Origin of the sequence: Nocardioides sp. (assembly GCF_050246775.1) — a bacterium.
Lineage (GTDB): Bacteria > Actinomycetota > Actinomycetes > Propionibacteriales > Nocardioidaceae > Nocardioides.
Genome location: NZ_JBFWVK010000006.1, coordinates 137,680 through 152,951 on the forward strand (window position 1 = coordinate 137,680; position 15,272 = coordinate 152,951).

The 15,272-nt window shown below is 69.6% G+C and carries 19 protein-coding genes; 7 read left to right on the forward strand and 12 right to left on the reverse strand.

The window, feature by feature from the left end:
- Positions 1-12: 12 nt before the first annotated feature.
- A complete protein-coding gene (gene mmuM / locus AB7I40_RS20820; RefSeq protein WP_428345088.1) occupies positions 13-894 on the reverse strand; it encodes a homocysteine S-methyltransferase in 882 nt (293 codons plus the stop codon).
- 53 nt (positions 895-947) lie between these two features.
- Here mmuM and AB7I40_RS20825 point away from each other — a divergent pair, with 53 nt between their 5' ends.
- From AB7I40_RS20825 to AB7I40_RS20835, 3 genes are read left to right on the forward strand one after another with little or no spacing between them, the layout of a single operon-like run.
- Complete coding sequence (locus AB7I40_RS20825; protein ID WP_428345087.1) at positions 948-1,412, forward strand: MOSC domain-containing protein; 465 nt, start codon at positions 948-950, stop codon at positions 1,410-1,412.
- A 10-nt stretch (positions 1,413-1,422) separates the two neighbouring features.
- Positions 1,423-2,415 (forward strand): glutaminase A, encoded by a 993-nt coding sequence (gene glsA, locus AB7I40_RS20830; RefSeq protein ID WP_428345086.1) that lies wholly within the window; start codon positions 1,423-1,425, stop codon positions 2,413-2,415.
- 2 nt (positions 2,416-2,417) lie between these two features.
- On the forward strand, positions 2,418-3,014 hold the full coding sequence (locus AB7I40_RS20835; protein WP_428345085.1) for a TetR/AcrR family transcriptional regulator: 597 nt from the start codon (positions 2,418-2,420) through the stop codon (positions 3,012-3,014).
- On the opposite strand, the gene paaI is transcribed toward AB7I40_RS20835, so the two are convergent.
- The 9 genes from paaI to AB7I40_RS20880 form a co-directional block, all read right to left on the reverse strand.
- Entirely contained in the window at positions 3,015-3,446 is a 432-nt protein-coding gene (gene paaI, locus AB7I40_RS20840; RefSeq protein WP_428345084.1) for a hydroxyphenylacetyl-CoA thioesterase PaaI, read from the reverse strand.
- The gene (gene paaE / locus AB7I40_RS20845) at positions 3,439-4,488 is read right to left on the reverse strand and encodes a 1,2-phenylacetyl-CoA epoxidase subunit PaaE (RefSeq protein WP_428345083.1); all 1,050 of its coding nucleotides are present in this window, start codon (positions 4,486-4,488) and stop codon (positions 3,439-3,441) included. Before paaE ends, paaI begins: the two co-directional genes overlap by 8 nt.
- Positions 4,488-5,012, reverse strand: coding sequence for a 1,2-phenylacetyl-CoA epoxidase subunit PaaD (paaD, locus tag AB7I40_RS20850; protein WP_428348126.1), 525 nt, complete (start codon positions 5,010-5,012; stop codon positions 4,488-4,490). The genes paaE and paaD overlap by 1 nt, the downstream gene beginning before the upstream one ends.
- Complete coding sequence (gene paaC / locus AB7I40_RS20855) at positions 5,006-5,920, reverse strand: 1,2-phenylacetyl-CoA epoxidase subunit PaaC (protein ID WP_428345081.1); 915 nt, start codon at positions 5,918-5,920, stop codon at positions 5,006-5,008. Before paaC ends, paaD begins: the two co-directional genes overlap by 7 nt.
- The gene (gene paaB / locus AB7I40_RS20860) at positions 5,920-6,213 is read right to left on the reverse strand and encodes a 1,2-phenylacetyl-CoA epoxidase subunit PaaB (protein ID WP_428345080.1); all 294 of its coding nucleotides are present in this window, start codon (positions 6,211-6,213) and stop codon (positions 5,920-5,922) included. Before paaB ends, paaC begins: the two co-directional genes overlap by 1 nt.
- The gene (gene paaA, locus AB7I40_RS20865) at positions 6,210-7,175 is read right to left on the reverse strand and encodes a 1,2-phenylacetyl-CoA epoxidase subunit PaaA (RefSeq protein WP_428345079.1); all 966 of its coding nucleotides are present in this window, start codon (positions 7,173-7,175) and stop codon (positions 6,210-6,212) included. Before paaA ends, paaB begins: the two co-directional genes overlap by 4 nt.
- Before the next feature lie 78 nt (positions 7,176-7,253).
- The gene (locus AB7I40_RS20870; RefSeq protein ID WP_428345078.1) at positions 7,254-7,637 is read right to left on the reverse strand and encodes a hypothetical protein; all 384 of its coding nucleotides are present in this window, start codon (positions 7,635-7,637) and stop codon (positions 7,254-7,256) included.
- A gap of 38 nt (positions 7,638-7,675) precedes the next feature.
- Positions 7,676-9,220 (reverse strand): sigma-70 family RNA polymerase sigma factor, encoded by a 1,545-nt coding sequence (locus AB7I40_RS20875; protein ID WP_428345077.1) that lies wholly within the window; start codon positions 9,218-9,220, stop codon positions 7,676-7,678.
- A 42-nt stretch (positions 9,221-9,262) separates the two neighbouring features.
- Entirely contained in the window at positions 9,263-9,559 is a 297-nt protein-coding gene (locus AB7I40_RS20880; protein ID WP_428345076.1) for a hypothetical protein, read from the reverse strand.
- A gap of 113 nt (positions 9,560-9,672) precedes the next feature.
- Here AB7I40_RS20880 and AB7I40_RS20885 point away from each other — a divergent pair, with 113 nt between their 5' ends.
- Positions 9,673-9,885 (forward strand): PLDc N-terminal domain-containing protein, encoded by a 213-nt coding sequence (locus AB7I40_RS20885; RefSeq protein ID WP_428345075.1) that lies wholly within the window; start codon positions 9,673-9,675, stop codon positions 9,883-9,885.
- A 268-nt stretch (positions 9,886-10,153) separates the two neighbouring features.
- Positions 10,154-11,989: a bifunctional metallophosphatase/5'-nucleotidase gene (locus tag AB7I40_RS20890; protein ID WP_428345074.1), complete on the forward strand. Its 1,836-nt coding sequence runs from the start codon at positions 10,154-10,156 to the stop codon at positions 11,987-11,989.
- Between the two features lie 190 nt (positions 11,990-12,179).
- On the opposite strand, the gene AB7I40_RS20895 is transcribed toward AB7I40_RS20890, so the two are convergent.
- Positions 12,180-12,314 carry a hypothetical protein gene (locus AB7I40_RS20895; protein ID WP_428345073.1) on the reverse strand — a complete coding sequence of 45 codons (135 nt, stop codon included), beginning with the start codon at positions 12,312-12,314 and terminating at the stop codon, positions 12,180-12,182.
- Positions 12,315-12,498: 184 nt separating this feature from the next.
- Here AB7I40_RS20895 and AB7I40_RS20900 point away from each other — a divergent pair, with 184 nt between their 5' ends.
- Positions 12,499-13,248, forward strand: coding sequence for a ZIP family metal transporter (locus tag AB7I40_RS20900; RefSeq protein WP_428345072.1), 750 nt, complete (start codon positions 12,499-12,501; stop codon positions 13,246-13,248).
- A 23-nt stretch (positions 13,249-13,271) separates the two neighbouring features.
- Here AB7I40_RS20900 and AB7I40_RS20905 read toward each other — a convergent pair whose 3' ends face one another.
- Positions 13,272-13,949: a DUF6281 family protein gene (locus tag AB7I40_RS20905; protein WP_428345071.1), complete on the reverse strand. Its 678-nt coding sequence runs from the start codon at positions 13,947-13,949 to the stop codon at positions 13,272-13,274.
- Positions 13,950-14,070: 121 nt separating this feature from the next.
- Between AB7I40_RS20905 and AB7I40_RS20910 the strand changes: the two genes are divergently transcribed.
- On the forward strand, positions 14,071-15,204 hold the full coding sequence (locus AB7I40_RS20910; protein ID WP_428345070.1) for a hypothetical protein: 1,134 nt from the start codon (positions 14,071-14,073) through the stop codon (positions 15,202-15,204).
- Positions 15,205-15,272 lie beyond the last annotated feature (68 nt).

The window sequence follows — 15,272 nt, forward strand, 5'->3', positions numbered from 1 at the left end:
ACTCGAGCAGGCTCAGTCGAGCAGCTGGGCCAGCCGGGCGATGTCGGCAGGGCCGACGCGGCAGCAACCGCCCACGAGCTGGGCGCCGGCCGCCACCCAGTCCAACGCCAGGGGGGTGGAGTCCTGGGCGGTCCCCCGCCAGGAGCCAGACGCGCTGTCCCAGTCCTCGCCCTTGTTCGGGTAGGCCACGCCCGGGCGTCCGGTCACCTCGGCAGCGATCCTCAGAGCCGGCAGCACCTGATCCGGAGCGGAGCAGTTCAGTCCCACCGCCTGCACCGCGGAACTGTCGGCCAACACCGCGTAGGCCTCGGTCAGAGGCTGCCCGGCCCGGGTGCGTTCTCCCTCGACGGAGTAGGCGAACCACGCCGGCAGCCCGATCTCGTCGAGTAGGGCGACCAGCACCGCGGCCTCGTCAGCGTCCGGGATCGTCTCCACGGCGAACAGGTCGGGTCCGGCGGCGGCCAGCAGGTCCAGCCGCGGCAGGTGGAACTCGCGCAGCTGAGCAGCGCTGAGCCCGTAGCGGCCACGATATTCCGAACCGTCGGCCAGGACGGCGCCGTAGGGTCCGACGGAGGCGGCCACCAGCAACGGGTGGGCGTCCTGTGCCTGGAACTCGTCGCGAGCCTGCTGGGCGATCGCGACGCTGGCGGTGATGAGGCCCTCGGCCTCCTGGCGCTCCATCCCCGCGGAGACCAGGCTCGGCACGCTGGCCTGATAGCTGGCGCTCGTCGCCACCCTGGCACCGGCCGCGAAGTAGTCGCGGTGCACCGCGGCGATCTCCTCGGGAGCGTCGCGGAGCAACCGGGCCGTCCACAGCTGCGACGACAGGTCGAGGCCACGGTCCTCCAGCGCGTTGGACAGGCCGCCGTCGAGGATCATCAGGTCCGGGAACATGGCACAACGCTAGGCCACCGAGCGACGTTGCGGTGCTGCGCGACCATGGGGACATGCCCTCGGACGCTTGCCACCCGACTGTGCTGTCGATCCACATCTCTCCGGCGACCCGGCTGCCGATGCGTGCGGTCGACAGCATCGAGGCCGAGGCCGGGAAGGGCCTGGTGGGCGACCGCTACCACGGCACCCGACATCGGCACGTGACCGTGCAGTCGGGCACAGCACTGCAGGAGGCGGCCACCGCGTTCGGCTCGCCGATCCCAGCCGCACTGACCCGGCGCAACATCACCCTGTCGAGCGGTGAGGTCCCGACCGTCCCCGGCACCCGGATCCGGATCGGAGCAGTGACCCTCGAGGTCGTTCGGGTGGCCGCACCGTGCAAGTTGCTCGATGACACGATCGGGGCCGGCGCCCAAGGGGCACTACGGCGACGGGCAGGCACCGTCTTCCGGGTCCTCACCTCGGGCACCATCGCCGTGGGCGCAGGCGTGGAGCTCGACCTGCCCGAGCTGCGTTAGGCTCCGGCCCATGTCCGGCTCCCGTCACGACGGCTACGTCTCCACCGGGCACCTGCCGAGCGCCGACCGGGTGCAGCTCCTCGTCGACGAGGCCCACGAGCGCTTCGCGAGCACCACCGAGGGCCACAACTCCACGGTCTACCCCGCGCTGCGCGACGTACCCCCCGACCTGTTCGGGATCTGCGTGGTGCAGACCGACGGCACCGTCCACTCCAGCGGCGACGCCGACGTCGAGTTCACGATCATGAGCGTAGCCAAGCCGTTCGTCTTCGCTCTCGTCTGTCAGGAGCTCGGCGCGGCCACCACCCGCAACCGGCTGGGGGTCAACGCCACGGGGTTGCCGTTCAACTCGCTGGCTGCGGTGGAACGCGGCGACCAGGGCCGGACGAACCCGATGGTGAACCCTGGCGCGATCGCCACGACCCAGCTCGCCCCCGGGAGTGATGCGGGCGCCCAGTGGGACTTCCTGGTGTCCGGGCTCTCGGCCTTCGCGGGGCGACCGCTGCACCTGGACGAGCAGATGTATGCCTCGGCCTCGGCCACCAACCACCGCAACCAGTCCATGGCGCGACTGCTGCAGGACTACGGCCGCCTCGAGGGTGATCCTGCTGCGGCGGTCGACCTCTACACGCGCCAGAGCTGCCTGGCGGTGAGCGCCCACGACCTCGCGGTGATGGGGGCGACCCTGGCCGACGGAGGCGTCAACCCGGTGACCGGCGTCCGGGTCGTCGAGCCCAGGACCTGTCACCACACCCTGGCCGTGATGGCCACCGCCGGTCTCTACGAGACCTCCGGTGACTGGCTCTACGACATCGGGCTGCCGGCCAAGAGCGGCATCGGCGGTGGCATCGTGACCAGCGCTCCGGGCAAGGGCGGGCTCGGCACCTTCGCACCCCGGCTCGACGACGCCGGCAACAGCGTCAAGGGGCAGCTGGCCGCCCGGTTCCTCTCCGAGCAGCTCGGGCTGAACCTCTTCGTCTCCGAACCGCACCAGGCCGGATAGCCATGTCGGGACCACGCCGGGGCCGACCCGGCTACGACCAGGAGACCGTGCTGCGACGTGCCGTCGAGCTCTTCAACACCCAGGGGTACGACGCCACCAGCATCGGAGACCTGGCCCGGGACCTAGGCCTGACCAAGTCAGCGATCTACCACCACGTCGCGAGCAAGGAGGCACTGCTGTCGGCGGCTCTCGACGAGGCGCTCGACGGACTCAGCTCCGCCATCGACGCGGCGATCGAGGCCGACCCCGGCATCACGGCCCTGGAACGGCTCCGCACGGCAGTCGAGGAGTCGGTGCGCATCCTGACCCAGCACCTCCCGGCGGTGACCCTGCTGCTCCGGGTCCGTGGCAACAGTGAGATCGAGGTCGCCGCCCTCGCCCGGCGTCGCGAGATCGACGACAAGCTCACGACCCTGGTCCGGGCTGCCGTCGCCGAGGGGTCGCTGCGCGACGACCTGGCTCCCGAGGTGATCAGCCGACTGCTGTTCGGCATGGTCAACTCGCTGGTCGAGTGGTACCGGCCAGGCGGGCCCGTCAGCGCCGACGCCCTGGCCAGGTCGGTCGCCGCCCTGGCCTTCGACGGCCTCGCGACCACCTAGTCACAGGCCCGGGTTGGGCCGCCCCAGCTCACGACTGCGGCCCCGGAACGCAGCGATCACCGCACCGTCAGCGGCCCGGGCGACCAGGACGTCGTACAGCCCGGAGCGTCCGCGGCGAGCGACCTCGTGAGCGGTGGCGAGCAGCTCGTCGTCGAGCCGCCCGGCCTCGAGGAAGGTGACATCGAAACCCGCCGCCACCGTGACGGTCCCCCGCGAGTTGCAGGCCAGGGCGAAGGCACTGTCCGCCAGGGCCGCGATCAGCCCGCCGTGGCACAGGTCCCACCCGTTGACCATGTCGGCGCGGACCCGCATCGAGACGCTCGCGGTCCCCGGCCCGACGGCAACGATCCGCATGCCGAGCATCCGGCTGGCGGCATCGCCCGCCCACATCTCCGCGGCACTGCGCTGCGCGACCTCCTCCTCGTCAGGCATCGAAGTCGACCGTGACCGCCGCGCTCACCGGGTGGGTCTGGCAGGTGAGGACGAAACCTCGCTCGACCTCGTCGTCGCCCAGGGCGTAGTTGCGCCGCATGTCGACCTCACCGGAGGTGACGCGGGCCCGACAGGTGCCGCACACCCCGCCCTTGCAGGCGAACGGCAGATCGTGGCGGGTCATCGCGGCACTGTCCAGGATGCTCTGGTCGCGCACCATCGGCGAGGTGGTGACCCGGCCGTCCAGCACGATGGTGACCTCGCTGACATCACCCTCGAGCGATGGTTCGGCGCGGGTGAGCTCCGGCGGTGGGGCGTCGACGTAGAAGAGCTCGGCATGCACCCGATCAGCCTCGACGCCGTACTCCTCCAGGACCGTGCGGGCATCGGTGATCAGCCCGAACGGGCCGCACAGCCAGATGTGGTCCATCGCCTTGACCGGCACGAGCGCCGTCAGCAACCGGCGCAGCCGGTCGGCGTCGAGCCGCCCGGAGAACAGGTCCACGTCGCGGGGTTCGCGCGAGAGCACGTGGACGATCTCCAGGCGGGCGCCGTGACGGTTCTTGAGGTCAGCCAGCTCCTCGGCGAACATCACCGTGCTCGTCGTGCGGTTGCCGTAGACCAGGGTCACCTGGGACTCCGGGTTGGTGAGCACCGTGGCCACGATCGAGATCATCGGGGTGATGCCCGACCCGGCAGCGATGCACAGGTGGCGTCCTGGCTGACTCGGGTCGGCGCGGAAGCTTCCCGACGGGGTCTGGACGTCAACGGTGTCGCCGACCCGGACCTGCTCGACCAACCAGGTGGAGAACAGTCCGTCCGGGATCAGCCGCACGCCGACACGGGGTGGGGCGCCGGCCGGTGCACAGATCGAGTAGGACCTGCGCTGCTCCTGACCGTCGACCTCGCGTCGAAGCGTCAGCCACTGACCGGCGTGATGCGCGAACTCATCACGCAGGTCGTCGGGCACCTCGAACGTGACGGCAGTGGCATCGTCGGTGAGCCTCTGCACAGCCGAGACCGTCAGCGGATGGAAGGCCATCAGATCTCCTTGACGTGCTGGAACGGCTCGAGGCAGCTCACGCAGCGGTAGAGCGCCGTACACGCCGTCGGCCCGAACTCGGAGGTGAGAGCCACGGCATCGGAGCCGCAGCGCGGACACCTCAGTGCTCGCCGGATCGGCGACAGGGTGAGGGGGGTCGGGCCGTCGTGGTCCGGCGCCGCCCCCGGAGCCGAGAGGCCGTGGTCCTCGAGGGCCCGGCGTCCCCGGGGCGTGATCCAGTCGCTGGACCAGGCCGGGTGCAGGCTGACGACGACCTGCACGTCGGCGAACCCGTGGTCACGCAAGCGGTGCACCAGGTCGTCACGCATGCTCGCCATCGCCGGGCAACCGGAGTAGGTCGGCGTGATGGTGACGACGATGCGGTCCCCGTCGGCGGCGACCTCCCGCAGGACGCCGAGATCCTCAAGGGTTAGCATCGGCATCTCCGGGTCGACGACCTCCGCGGCCAGTGCCCGAGCCAGGTCGAGGCGTCCACGGGTTCCGGTGGCCCTGGCGCTCACCACTGCCCCAGCGGATGTGCGCGAGCCACGACCTGCATCTCGGCCAACAGGTGTCCCATGGCCTCGGTGTGGCGCCCGTCGCGGCCGCGTCCCTTGGCGACGGGACCGATGGACGGTACGTCGGGTCGGGTCATCCCGCTCACGGAGAACACCTGCTCCAGCAGGACATCGACCTCCTGAGCCAGCCCGGCGGGATCGACCCCGACACCCTGATCGGCGAGCGCCCTCTCGATCGGGTGGGTGCCGAAGAGCTCGTCGTAGTAGGGCCACACCAGTGCGAGGCCGGCGACCAGGCGACGCCGAGACTCGTCGGTCCCTTGGGCCAGCGTGAGGAACCAGCGGCCGGCGTAGTCGCGGTGATAGGCCAGTTCCTTGACCGCTTTCGCGGCGACGGCCGCGAGCACGCTGTCGCGGCTGCCGCGCAGTCGCTGCATGAGTGCGAGCCGGTAGGTCGAGAAGACCAGCAACCGGGCGATGCTCACCGCGAAGTCACCGTTGTCAGGCTCGACGTAGCGCAGGTTGCGGAACGCGGCCTCGTCCCGGAAGAAGGCGAGGGCATCCTCGGGAGGCACCGGGGACCCCTCGGGCAGCACCGGCACCTGGTCGGGGTCGGCGGCCGCGGCTCGCGCCAGCAGCAGGCGCGCCTGACCCAGCAGGTCGAGCGCCACGTTGGCCAGGGCGATGTCGTCCTCGAGGTCCGGCGCGTTGCTGGTCCACTGCGAGAGTCGGTGGGAGTAGATGAGCGCGTCGTCACCGAGCATCAGGCAGTACGTCGCCAGCGCGGCACCGTCGACACCAGCGGGCAGAGTGGTGTCGACCCCGGCCAGCGGGTCCTCGAAGTCGGTCCCGAAGGCCCACTGGGAGTCGTCGCCGCCCAGCAAGCCGTCGTACACGTTGTCGTGGTCGGTCATCACATGTGCGGGACGTCGTCGGGGATGGCGTAGAAGGTCGGGTGCCGGTAGACCTTGTCACCCGCCGGAGCGAACAGCGGATCCTTCTCGTCGGGACTCGAAGCCGCGATGAGGTCGGCGCGCACCGCCCAGATGCTCACTCCCTCGTTGCGACGGGTGTAGACGTCGCGAGCGTGGTGCAGCGCCATCTCGTCGTCGGCAGCGTGCAACGAGCCGACGTGGACGTGGTTGAGTCCGCGCTTGCCGCGCACGAAGATCTCGTAGAGCGGCCATTCGGCCTGGATCTCGGTCATCGCGACGCCTCCTGGGACAGGGCACGGTCAGCAGCCGACCGGGCGAACGCGGTGGCTGCCTCACGGACCCATGCGCCTTCGTCGTGGGCCCGTTTGCGGTGGGCGAGCCGCTGGCTGTTGCACGGGCCGCCGCCCTTGACCACCGCCATGAACTCCTCCCAGTCGGGCTGGCCGAAGTCGTAGTGCCCGCGTTCCTCGTTCCAGGCCAGGTCGGGATCGGGGAAGGTGACGCCGAGGGCCGCGGCCTGGGGCACGGACATGTCGACGAACTTCTGCCGCAGCTCGTCGTTGGTGTCACGCTTGATGCCCCACGCCATCGACTGGGCGGTGTTGGGCGAGTCGGCGTCCGGTGGCCCGAACATCATCAGGGCCGGCCACCAGAACCGGTCGACCGACTCCTGCACCATCGCGCGCTGCTCGTCGGTGCCGCGCATCATCGTGCTGAGGAGCTCGAAGCCTTGCCGCTGGTGGAAGGACTCCTCCTTGCAGATCCGGATCATCGAACGCCCGTAGGGACCGTACGACGTGCGGCACAACGGCACCTGGTTGCAGATCGCCGCGCCGTCGACGAGCCAGCCGATGGTGCCCACGTCGGCATAGGAGAGCGTCGGGTAGTTGAAGATCGAGGAGTACTTCTGCTGCCCGGCGATGAGCTTCTCGGTCAGTTCCTGGCGCGAGACCCCAAGGGTCTCGCAGGCCGAGTAGAGGTAGAGACCGTGGCCGGCCTCGTCCTGCACCTTCGCCAGCAGGATCGCCTTGCGCCGAAGAGAGGGTGCCCGCGTGATCCAGTTGCCCTCGGGCTGCATCCCGATGATCTCTGAGTGCGCATGCTGCGCGATCTGGCGGACCAGGGTCGAGCGGTACTTCTCCGGCATCCAGTCGCGGGGTTCGATGCGGTCATGGCGAGAGACGATGGCCTCGAAGTCGGCCAACCGGTCCCTCTCGTCGGTTGCGGTGGTCATGGCGCCTCCCGGCTTGGCAATTACAGACCGATCGGTCAGTAACAGCGTGTCACGCAGCCCGGCAATGTGCAACGCGCGCTACCCGGGCTGGGGCTGCCCCAGCTCGGGCAGGGCGGCACGGTCGTCATGGACCCGCCCGGTGGACAGGTCGATGGAGTAGCGGACCGCACCGCGGGTCCAGATGCCACCAGGCGGGAGTGGCGTAGCCACCACCGTGCGAGCCTCGAGGTCGGCGAAGCGCAGGGAGAAGGCGTCGACCAAGTGAGGTTCGACCGTCCCACGCGCACCCGGACCAGGGGCGACCCCGTCCTGAGCAGCAGCCCAGTCGACGGCTGTGACCGCTCGCATCGACAGCTCCCAGGTCCAGCCGGGGTGCTGGAGCCTGAGGAAGGAGCAGAACCGGAGGATCCGCTTCCGGGTGACCTGCGGGGTCCGCACCCGGCTGAAAGACGTGCTGTCCATGCAGAGGGGACGTAGGAAACGTCCGCGACGTTACGCGCTCACGGGGGCGTGACGTCGAATCCCAGGTGGGCCGACATCCCCCTTGTGCCCTTGGCCGGCGCCACCGTGAGGTTGACCGACGCCGCCTGCGGCACCAGTAGGTCCAGGCCAAGCTCGACTCGGCGCGCACCCGGCGGCAGCGTGCAGGTGAGCCGCAGGGGTCCCACCTCCGAGCCGGACGACACACACGCCCACGGACCGAACCCCGCATCTCGATGAGTGAACCATTGGGTGGCGCCGGTGACGGCCAACGCCAGGGTGAGGTCGTTCGACGAGGCGCTCATCGGCACGTCGAGATGGACCCACGGTTCACCCGAGCCTTCGATCGGGCTCTGGCTCGGCTGACCGAGTCGGATCCGAGTGGGTGCCGGATCCGCCGACCCGGAGGGCGTGCGGGTCGGCGTCGCAGACGGCCCCGGGTCGAGGTCCAGAGCGGCCGGAGTCGTGAACCCGGTGGGCAACGGAGTCGCCGTGGGTGTCGGGCCATCGATGACCGGGACGGCGGTCGGCCCGGAGGCTGGCCGCCGGGTCGGGCTGGTGGGGGCCGGGACCGTCGGCTCGTCAGCCGCCCGGGAGGGTGGTCTGCCCGTCGCCGTCGTGGGCGCCGGCGCTCCCTGCGCCAGGACCAGGGCCACGACTCCGGCCACGACGACCGACGCGGCCACCGCCATGGTCAACCACGTGGCGAGCGTCTTGGTCGCCGCCTGCGCTGGTGTCGGACCGGTCACGGCCCCGCTCGACTGCCCGGCAGCCTGGTAGTCCCCGAGCACCTGGTGCCCCACAGCGCCGGCGACGCTCGCGAAGACGACCCCCGACAGGTTCGTACGGATCTGGTCGAGGTCGGCGAGCGCGTCACGACAGTTGGTGCAGACGCTCAGATGCCCCTCGACACTGGCCCGCTCGCTCTCTGCGAGGTCACCACGAACCAGTCGCGGAAGCGACGGGGCGGCAGCTGCGCAGTCCGGCTGCGGCGAGGTCCCCAGATAGGCGCTCATGTAGGCCTGGCGCAAGGCCTCACGGGCCCGGAACGCCAGGGCAGCCACCGCATTGGGCTTCAACCCCATGACCTTGCCGATGTCGTCGTGGCTCGAGCCCTCGACGGCGCCGTACCAGAGGACGGCCTGCGAGCGCTCGGGAAGCGTACGGAAGGCCTGTTGGACGAGCCCGGCGTCAAGCACCCGGTCGCCCACGTCACGCTCTGACGGGACTTGGCGCTCGAGCGGCGCGAAGTCATCGGTGAGGACCGTGCGTGCGTGCTTCCTGACGTGGTCGACGTAGAGACGTCGCACGGTGGTCAGCAGGTAGGGCCGGAAGGCATGGTCGGGTCCGCCGCCCTTCTCGATCGCCGAGAAGACCTTCTCGAACGCATCTGAGACCAGGTCGGGACCGAGAGCGGGGTCCGACAGACTGATGGCGAAGGCGAGACTCGCCTGGTAGTGGCGACGCCACAAGCCCTCGGTGCCTCCCAGATCACCGGCGCGCACCAGTGCGACGAGGTCTGCGTCACTCGTGTCGTCGAAATCGCCCCAGGCAGAAGAATTCACGTCAGGTAGACGTCCTGACAGGAAGATTCTGACGCTGCGCGGTCACGGCACGAACTCGTCATCGGCCCGAAGGTCGGCGAAACATGGCGCCGGAGTCAGCGGCACCACGGTCGTCAACGGGTCTGCCTGCGGTGGTTGCTCCGACCGGACGCTGGCCAGGTAACGATCGGCCGCACTGGCAGCCTCCGCGCCGGTGTCGTAGGGCCCCTCCACCAGCAGCATCCCCGGCTCGAGGGTGATGACCACCACGTGCGGTCGGTCGAGCTCTCGCGAACCGTCGTCCACGATGCTGTTGAGTGCTCGGTCGTGCAACGCCTGCTCGACTCTCCCAGTGTCCACATGGAGGAGACGGGAATCAATGGGTCGGGATTACGTGAGGCCAGGAAGAACGGCCGCCCAGCCTCCGGCGACTGGCGTGTACGCGGACTTCGTCGAGGCGTTAGCGTGTGGCCATGGCACAGAAGAAGTGGTCCGAGCTGTCCGAGACGCAACAGCGCCTGATCATCCTGGCCGGCATCGCCGAGCTGGCGATGACCTCCGCGGCCATCCGCGACCTGATGCACCGGCCGGCCGCGCAGGTCCGCGGTCCCAAGCTCGTTTGGGCAGCCGCTTTCGTGGTCCAGCCCTTCGGCCCCCTCGCCTACCTCCTCGCCGGGCGCCGCTGAGTTCGCCTGGCGTGGCCGGCCCGTTGCGGCGGCGGTTCGTCTGGCGTGGCCGGCCCCTTACGGCGGCGGTTCGCCTGCATACCTTGATGAACCTCCACCTCCCACGGTGAATTCACCACGGACAGTGGAGGTTCATCTGCATACCTTGGTGAACCTGAATCGGTGGGTGACAGCTGAGGGGGGTGCGTGAGAGGTTCGATCCACCACGTCGTACTGAGATTCTCGGGTGACGCTGAGTGCGACATCTCCACCACCAGAGGAGTTGATGATGTTCTCGAGACACCCCTCCAGGCGCCGCGCAGCCGCCGCCGTCGTCACCGCCACCGCGATCGGTGCCATGGTGACCGCAGCGATGGGCGTGCCAGCCGAGGCGGCCGCGAAGCCGAAGCCCCGGCCGGTCGCCCTGCAGATCCTGTCGTTCAACGACTACCACGGTCACCTCGAGCCCCCGACGGGCTCCGACGGCACCATCACCGGAGCAGCCGGCCCGGTCACCGCGGGCGGCGTCGCCTACCTGACCAGCCACCTGCGCACGCTGCGCGAGAACCACAAGAACTCCCTGACTGTCGCAGCCGGCGACCTCATCGGCGGATCGCCGTTCCTGTCCGGACTCTTCAAGGACGAGCCGAGCGTCGAAACGCTCAACGCACTGGGCCTCGACGTGTCCAGCGTCGGCAACCATGAGTTCGACGAGGGTGTCCCCGAACTGCTGCGCATGCAGTACGGCGGCTGCCACCCTGTCGAGGGCTGCTTCGACGCCGACGGCTACTCCGGGGCCGACTTCCCGTGGCTGGCCGCCAACGTCGCCTACAAGGACGGCGTACGCGCTCCTCGGATCAGGAAGGCGTCCCCCGCCTACGGCTCCTGGTTCCGCAAGTCGACCGGCCGCACCGTCCTGCCGCCCACGTGGGTCACCAAGGTGGGAGGCATCAAGGTCGGCTTCATCGGGATGACGCTGGAAGGCACGCCGGAGCTGGTCGCCCAGGCCGGCATCCGTGACGTCGACTTCTTCGACGAGGTCGAGTCGGCCAACCTCGCCGCCCGTGACCTGCGCAAGCGCCAAGGCGTGCGCGCCATCGTCGTGCTCCTGCACGAGGGCGGTCTGCCGCCGACCGGGTCGAGCTTCGACTACGACTGCAACACCGGAGACACCCCGGCGCTGTCCGGGCCGATCGTGACGATCGCTCAGGGGCTCAGCTCGTCGATCGATCTCGTGGTCACCGGACACACGCACCAGCCCTACGTGTGCAACATCCCCGACCCGTCCGGCGCGGACCGCTACGTCACGAGCGCCTCGTCGTTCGGCCGCGTGGTCACCGAGACCAATCTGCTGCTGGACCGGCGCACAAAGGACGTGATCCGTTCGTCCGTGGTCTCGGCCAACCACGCCATCACCCGCGACGTGACGCCCGCGCAGGACCAGGTCGACATCATCGAGAAGTGGAAAGCGATCTCGGCCCCGCTGGCCAACCGGGTCATCGGCTCGATCACCGCCAACATCACCCGGAGCATCACCCGGGACAGCGAGTCGAGCCTCGCCGACCTCATCGCCGACGCCCAGCTCGACGCTACGGACGGAGCGGGCGACGGCAACGCGGTGATGGCGTTCATGAACCCCGGTGGAGTCCGGGCCGACCTCACCTATGCCACGTCGACGGCGGGTGAGGGCGACGGCAACGTCACCTACGGCGAGGCCTTCACGGTTCAGCCGTTCGGCAACCTGCTGGTGTCGATGTCGCTGACCGGAGCGCAGATCGAGACCATGCTGGAGCAGCAGTGGGTCACCCAGGCCGACGGCAGTGTCCGGTTCCTGCACCTCGGGGTCTCCGCGGGCGTCGCCTACTCGTGGTCGGCCTCGGCGCCGGTCGGGAACAAGGTCGACCCCGCCAGCATCACGCTGAACGGCACCCCGGTGGACCCGGCCGCCACCTACCGAGTGACGGTGAACAGCTTCCTCGCCGACGGCGGGGACGGCTTCACGGTGCTGCGTGACGGGACGGACCGGGTGGGCGGTGGCGTCGACCTCGACGCGTTCAACGCCTACCTCACCGCCAACTCGCCGGTGGCACCGCCGTCCCCGACCCGGGTGACGCCGCTGCCCTGAGGGATGCGTTCGTTCAAACGGGCAGTGGTGACCAACCGCAGCACAATCGGTACGCCGCGCGTCGAGCCGGCGGTCCCATTGCCCGTTTGAACGGACTCTGTCAGGCCAAAGGAGCCTTCGAGGACGCCCAGCCCGCCGACCGCGAGCCGCACCGCATCACCGGGCTCCAGCGCGGCGGGATCGTGGGGTGCTACTTCTGTCGATGGTCGTTGTTGAACGCCCGCTCGCCCACCAGCCTGATCCCGACCAGGATGCCGCCGAGCACCAGGATCAGGATCACCATCAGTGCGATCAGCGCCTCGGTGGAGTGCATCATGTCTCTCATGTCGAGCCTCCTCGTTTCGTCTCACGCTAGGCCCGATCCGACTCGCTGACCCTTACCGAGCGGTGACGTCGACCGGGTTCTGGGGAGCCCGGTGCTGGAAGCTGGGCTCGGGTCCGGAGAAGAGGGACCCTGCGCGGCCGTCGGCTGCGTGGTGATCTCGTCGAACAGCAAGGAGGACCCTCGAATGCCAAACTGGCTCGAGGCTGGTGCCTGGGGGCTCGTGGCCGGTGGGGCGCTCGTGCTCGGGGCACTGGTGGCATGGTTCGTCCCGGTGTCCCACCGGTTGGTGGCAAGCATCATGGCCTTCGGTGCTGGTGTGCTGATCTCTGCTGTGTCCTTCGACCTGGTCGACGAGGCGGAACACTCGGGCGGTCTGCCTGCGACCATCGCCGGCTTCCTGGGCGGTGCCCTGGTCTACGTCCTCGCCAACGTGGCTCTGGCTCGCCGAGGGGCACAGCACCGCAAGCGCTCGTCGGGCCGGCAACCCTCAGAGCAACAGCAACCGGGGAGCGGCACGGCCATCGCCATCGGCGCGCTCATGGACGGCATCCCGGAGTCGGTCGTGCTGGGACTCAGCGTGCTTGGTGGTGGCGGCGTCGGGGTCTCCGTCCTGGTGGCGATCTTCCTCTCCAACCTGCCCGAAGGGCTGTCCAGCGCGGCGGGCATGAAGAGCAGCGGTCGATCGGCCCGCTACGTGTTCGGGATCTGGTGCGGCATCGCGTTCGCCAGCGGTCTGGCCGGGCTGCTGGGTGCCCTGCTCCTGGACACGGCGTCCCCGGCGACCGTGGCCGTCATCACCGCGACAGCCGCTGGCGCGATCCTCGCCATGATCGCCGACACCATGATTCCCGAGGCGTTCGAGCGAGCTCACCTGTTCACCGGCCTGATCGCCGCCCTGGGCTTCATGGTCGCCTTCACCATCGGACGTGCGTGACCCGCGGCTCCCCCACGGCTGAGTCATCCGGCGCGCAGCGCGACGGCCTCGAAGCGTCCGCCCGCGCATCGCACTGAAGCCGAGACCTGCCCGCCCTTCAGTAGTGAGGTCGTCACGTCCGCGGCGTCCAACGCCGGGTCGGTGGACGACGTGGCGCGCACGAAGATCGTGGTCGCGACGTAATCCGGGGGTCCGGAGGTGACATGCACCTCCAACCGATAGGGCACCTGGATGTCGCCGTCGAACCGGGGCTTGTGCGGGCCGGTCACCCCGAGCCAACCACCGCTCAGTCGGAAGGTTCCGTCGGTGTCACACCGCGGCGCCCGGAACCACCGCTGGGTCCAGTGGGGCAGGTTCTGTCCGTTGCGGACGTAGACCGAACCGTTGAACATCACCGAAACGCCTGAGTCCACGTCGGCGAGCTCCTCCACCCTGATGGCCTCATCCCCCTCAGGCTCCGACTGTCCCCCGCTGTCATCGCACCCCGGCAGCACCGCGGGCATGGAGCGTCCGGTGACCTCCGGGTCACGCCTGACGTTGCCGGTCCCCAGATAGGTGTGCCCGTCGTACTCGATGGCTGCGGCGCAGCTCGCCGCCCCGCTCCCCACGCCGCTGCACCCGGACAGTCCCGCAAGAAGCAGGACTCCGGTGACCGCGAAGACCCCAACGCGTGCGGAGCGCGGCGTACCGGACAGTCTCATGACTGCTGAGACGGTTGAGCGTCCCGAGTGGTTCCCCAAGGGTCGGCCCGGCCGGAGCTGCGCATGCGGCAGGCACGTAGATTCGCTCCCGAGTCCGAGGCTACGAAGGGGGATCTCAACCGTGAGGACCGCGTACCCACGGCTGTGGCGCCCTGACCGCATCGGTCGAACAGTTGCCTGGGGATTGCTGTGCACGCTCATCGCCTGCAGCCTGGGCTGCGGCACCGACGAGGCCGGTCCGCCGACCGAGCCGGGGCGGGCAATAGCGACAGTGGGGGACGTGCGGTTCTCGCTGCCGACGATGCACCAAGTGGTCGTCGAACACCGCACGGCAGACGGCTGGGGAGACCCCCGTGTCGTGTTCGAGGACCGCAGCCGTGAGTGCGGGACGGTGCACGCGCTCGCCGCAGGACCGACGGTGGCGGCCACCGTCGGTTGTGATGACCACTTCGCGGTGGACCAGATGCCCACTCGGAGCGTGGCGCTCATCAGCACCGACGGGCGCACCTGGACCCACCGTGATCTGGACGGCGAGACCCCCGGAACCATCGGCCTCTCGCCCCGCGGGGGTCATGCTGTCTGGGCGCAGGGCGATGACCTGCTCACCTGGGAAGCCGGGTCGTTCCGCACCGAGCCCGGCCCCCAAGGGTCGGCGCAGGTCGTCACCGTCGATGACGCTGGCACGATCCTCGGCGCCGGGGTCGGGATCTCCCAGGGCCGGTGCGCGGTCGAGATCCGCGCCAGCGAGGCGAAGCTCACGCAGGCCGTCGTGCCGGTCGCTCGGTCCGGCCAGCTGCAGTGCCACGACATCGGACTGTGGCTGGCCACGCCGTCGGAGATCCAGGGCGACGTGTCCGGTCAGCCCGGCACCGAGTTCGTCGTACGCCGCACGGGTGCCGGCGGGTGGATCCTCACGGCCCGACCCCCGATCACCGCACCAGGTCTGGCGGTCTACCCGGAGAACCCTGATCGCGCCGTCTGGAACCAGGTCACTTCCAACACCGGCGGCGATCTCGTCGCGGTCGGATCTCCGGACCGACGGCACGTCACTGCCCAGCGCTACGACCGTTCGCGGCAAGAGTGGACACCCTCACTGGTGGTGCACGAGGCCCGAACCGCGACCTGTCGGCGCAGACTCGACGACTCCGGGCTGCTGCAAGGCGCCTCCTTCCGGCTGCGGCTGATCTGCGACGGTCGACCGATCGTCCTGCGCAGCGACGACGGTGCGACCTGGACCAAGCAGTCGCCGAGCTGACTCCCGCTCGTCCGGTCAGGAATCGTCACCCGCTGGTGCAGCGCCCGCGAGGCCCCGGCAGTCCTGGC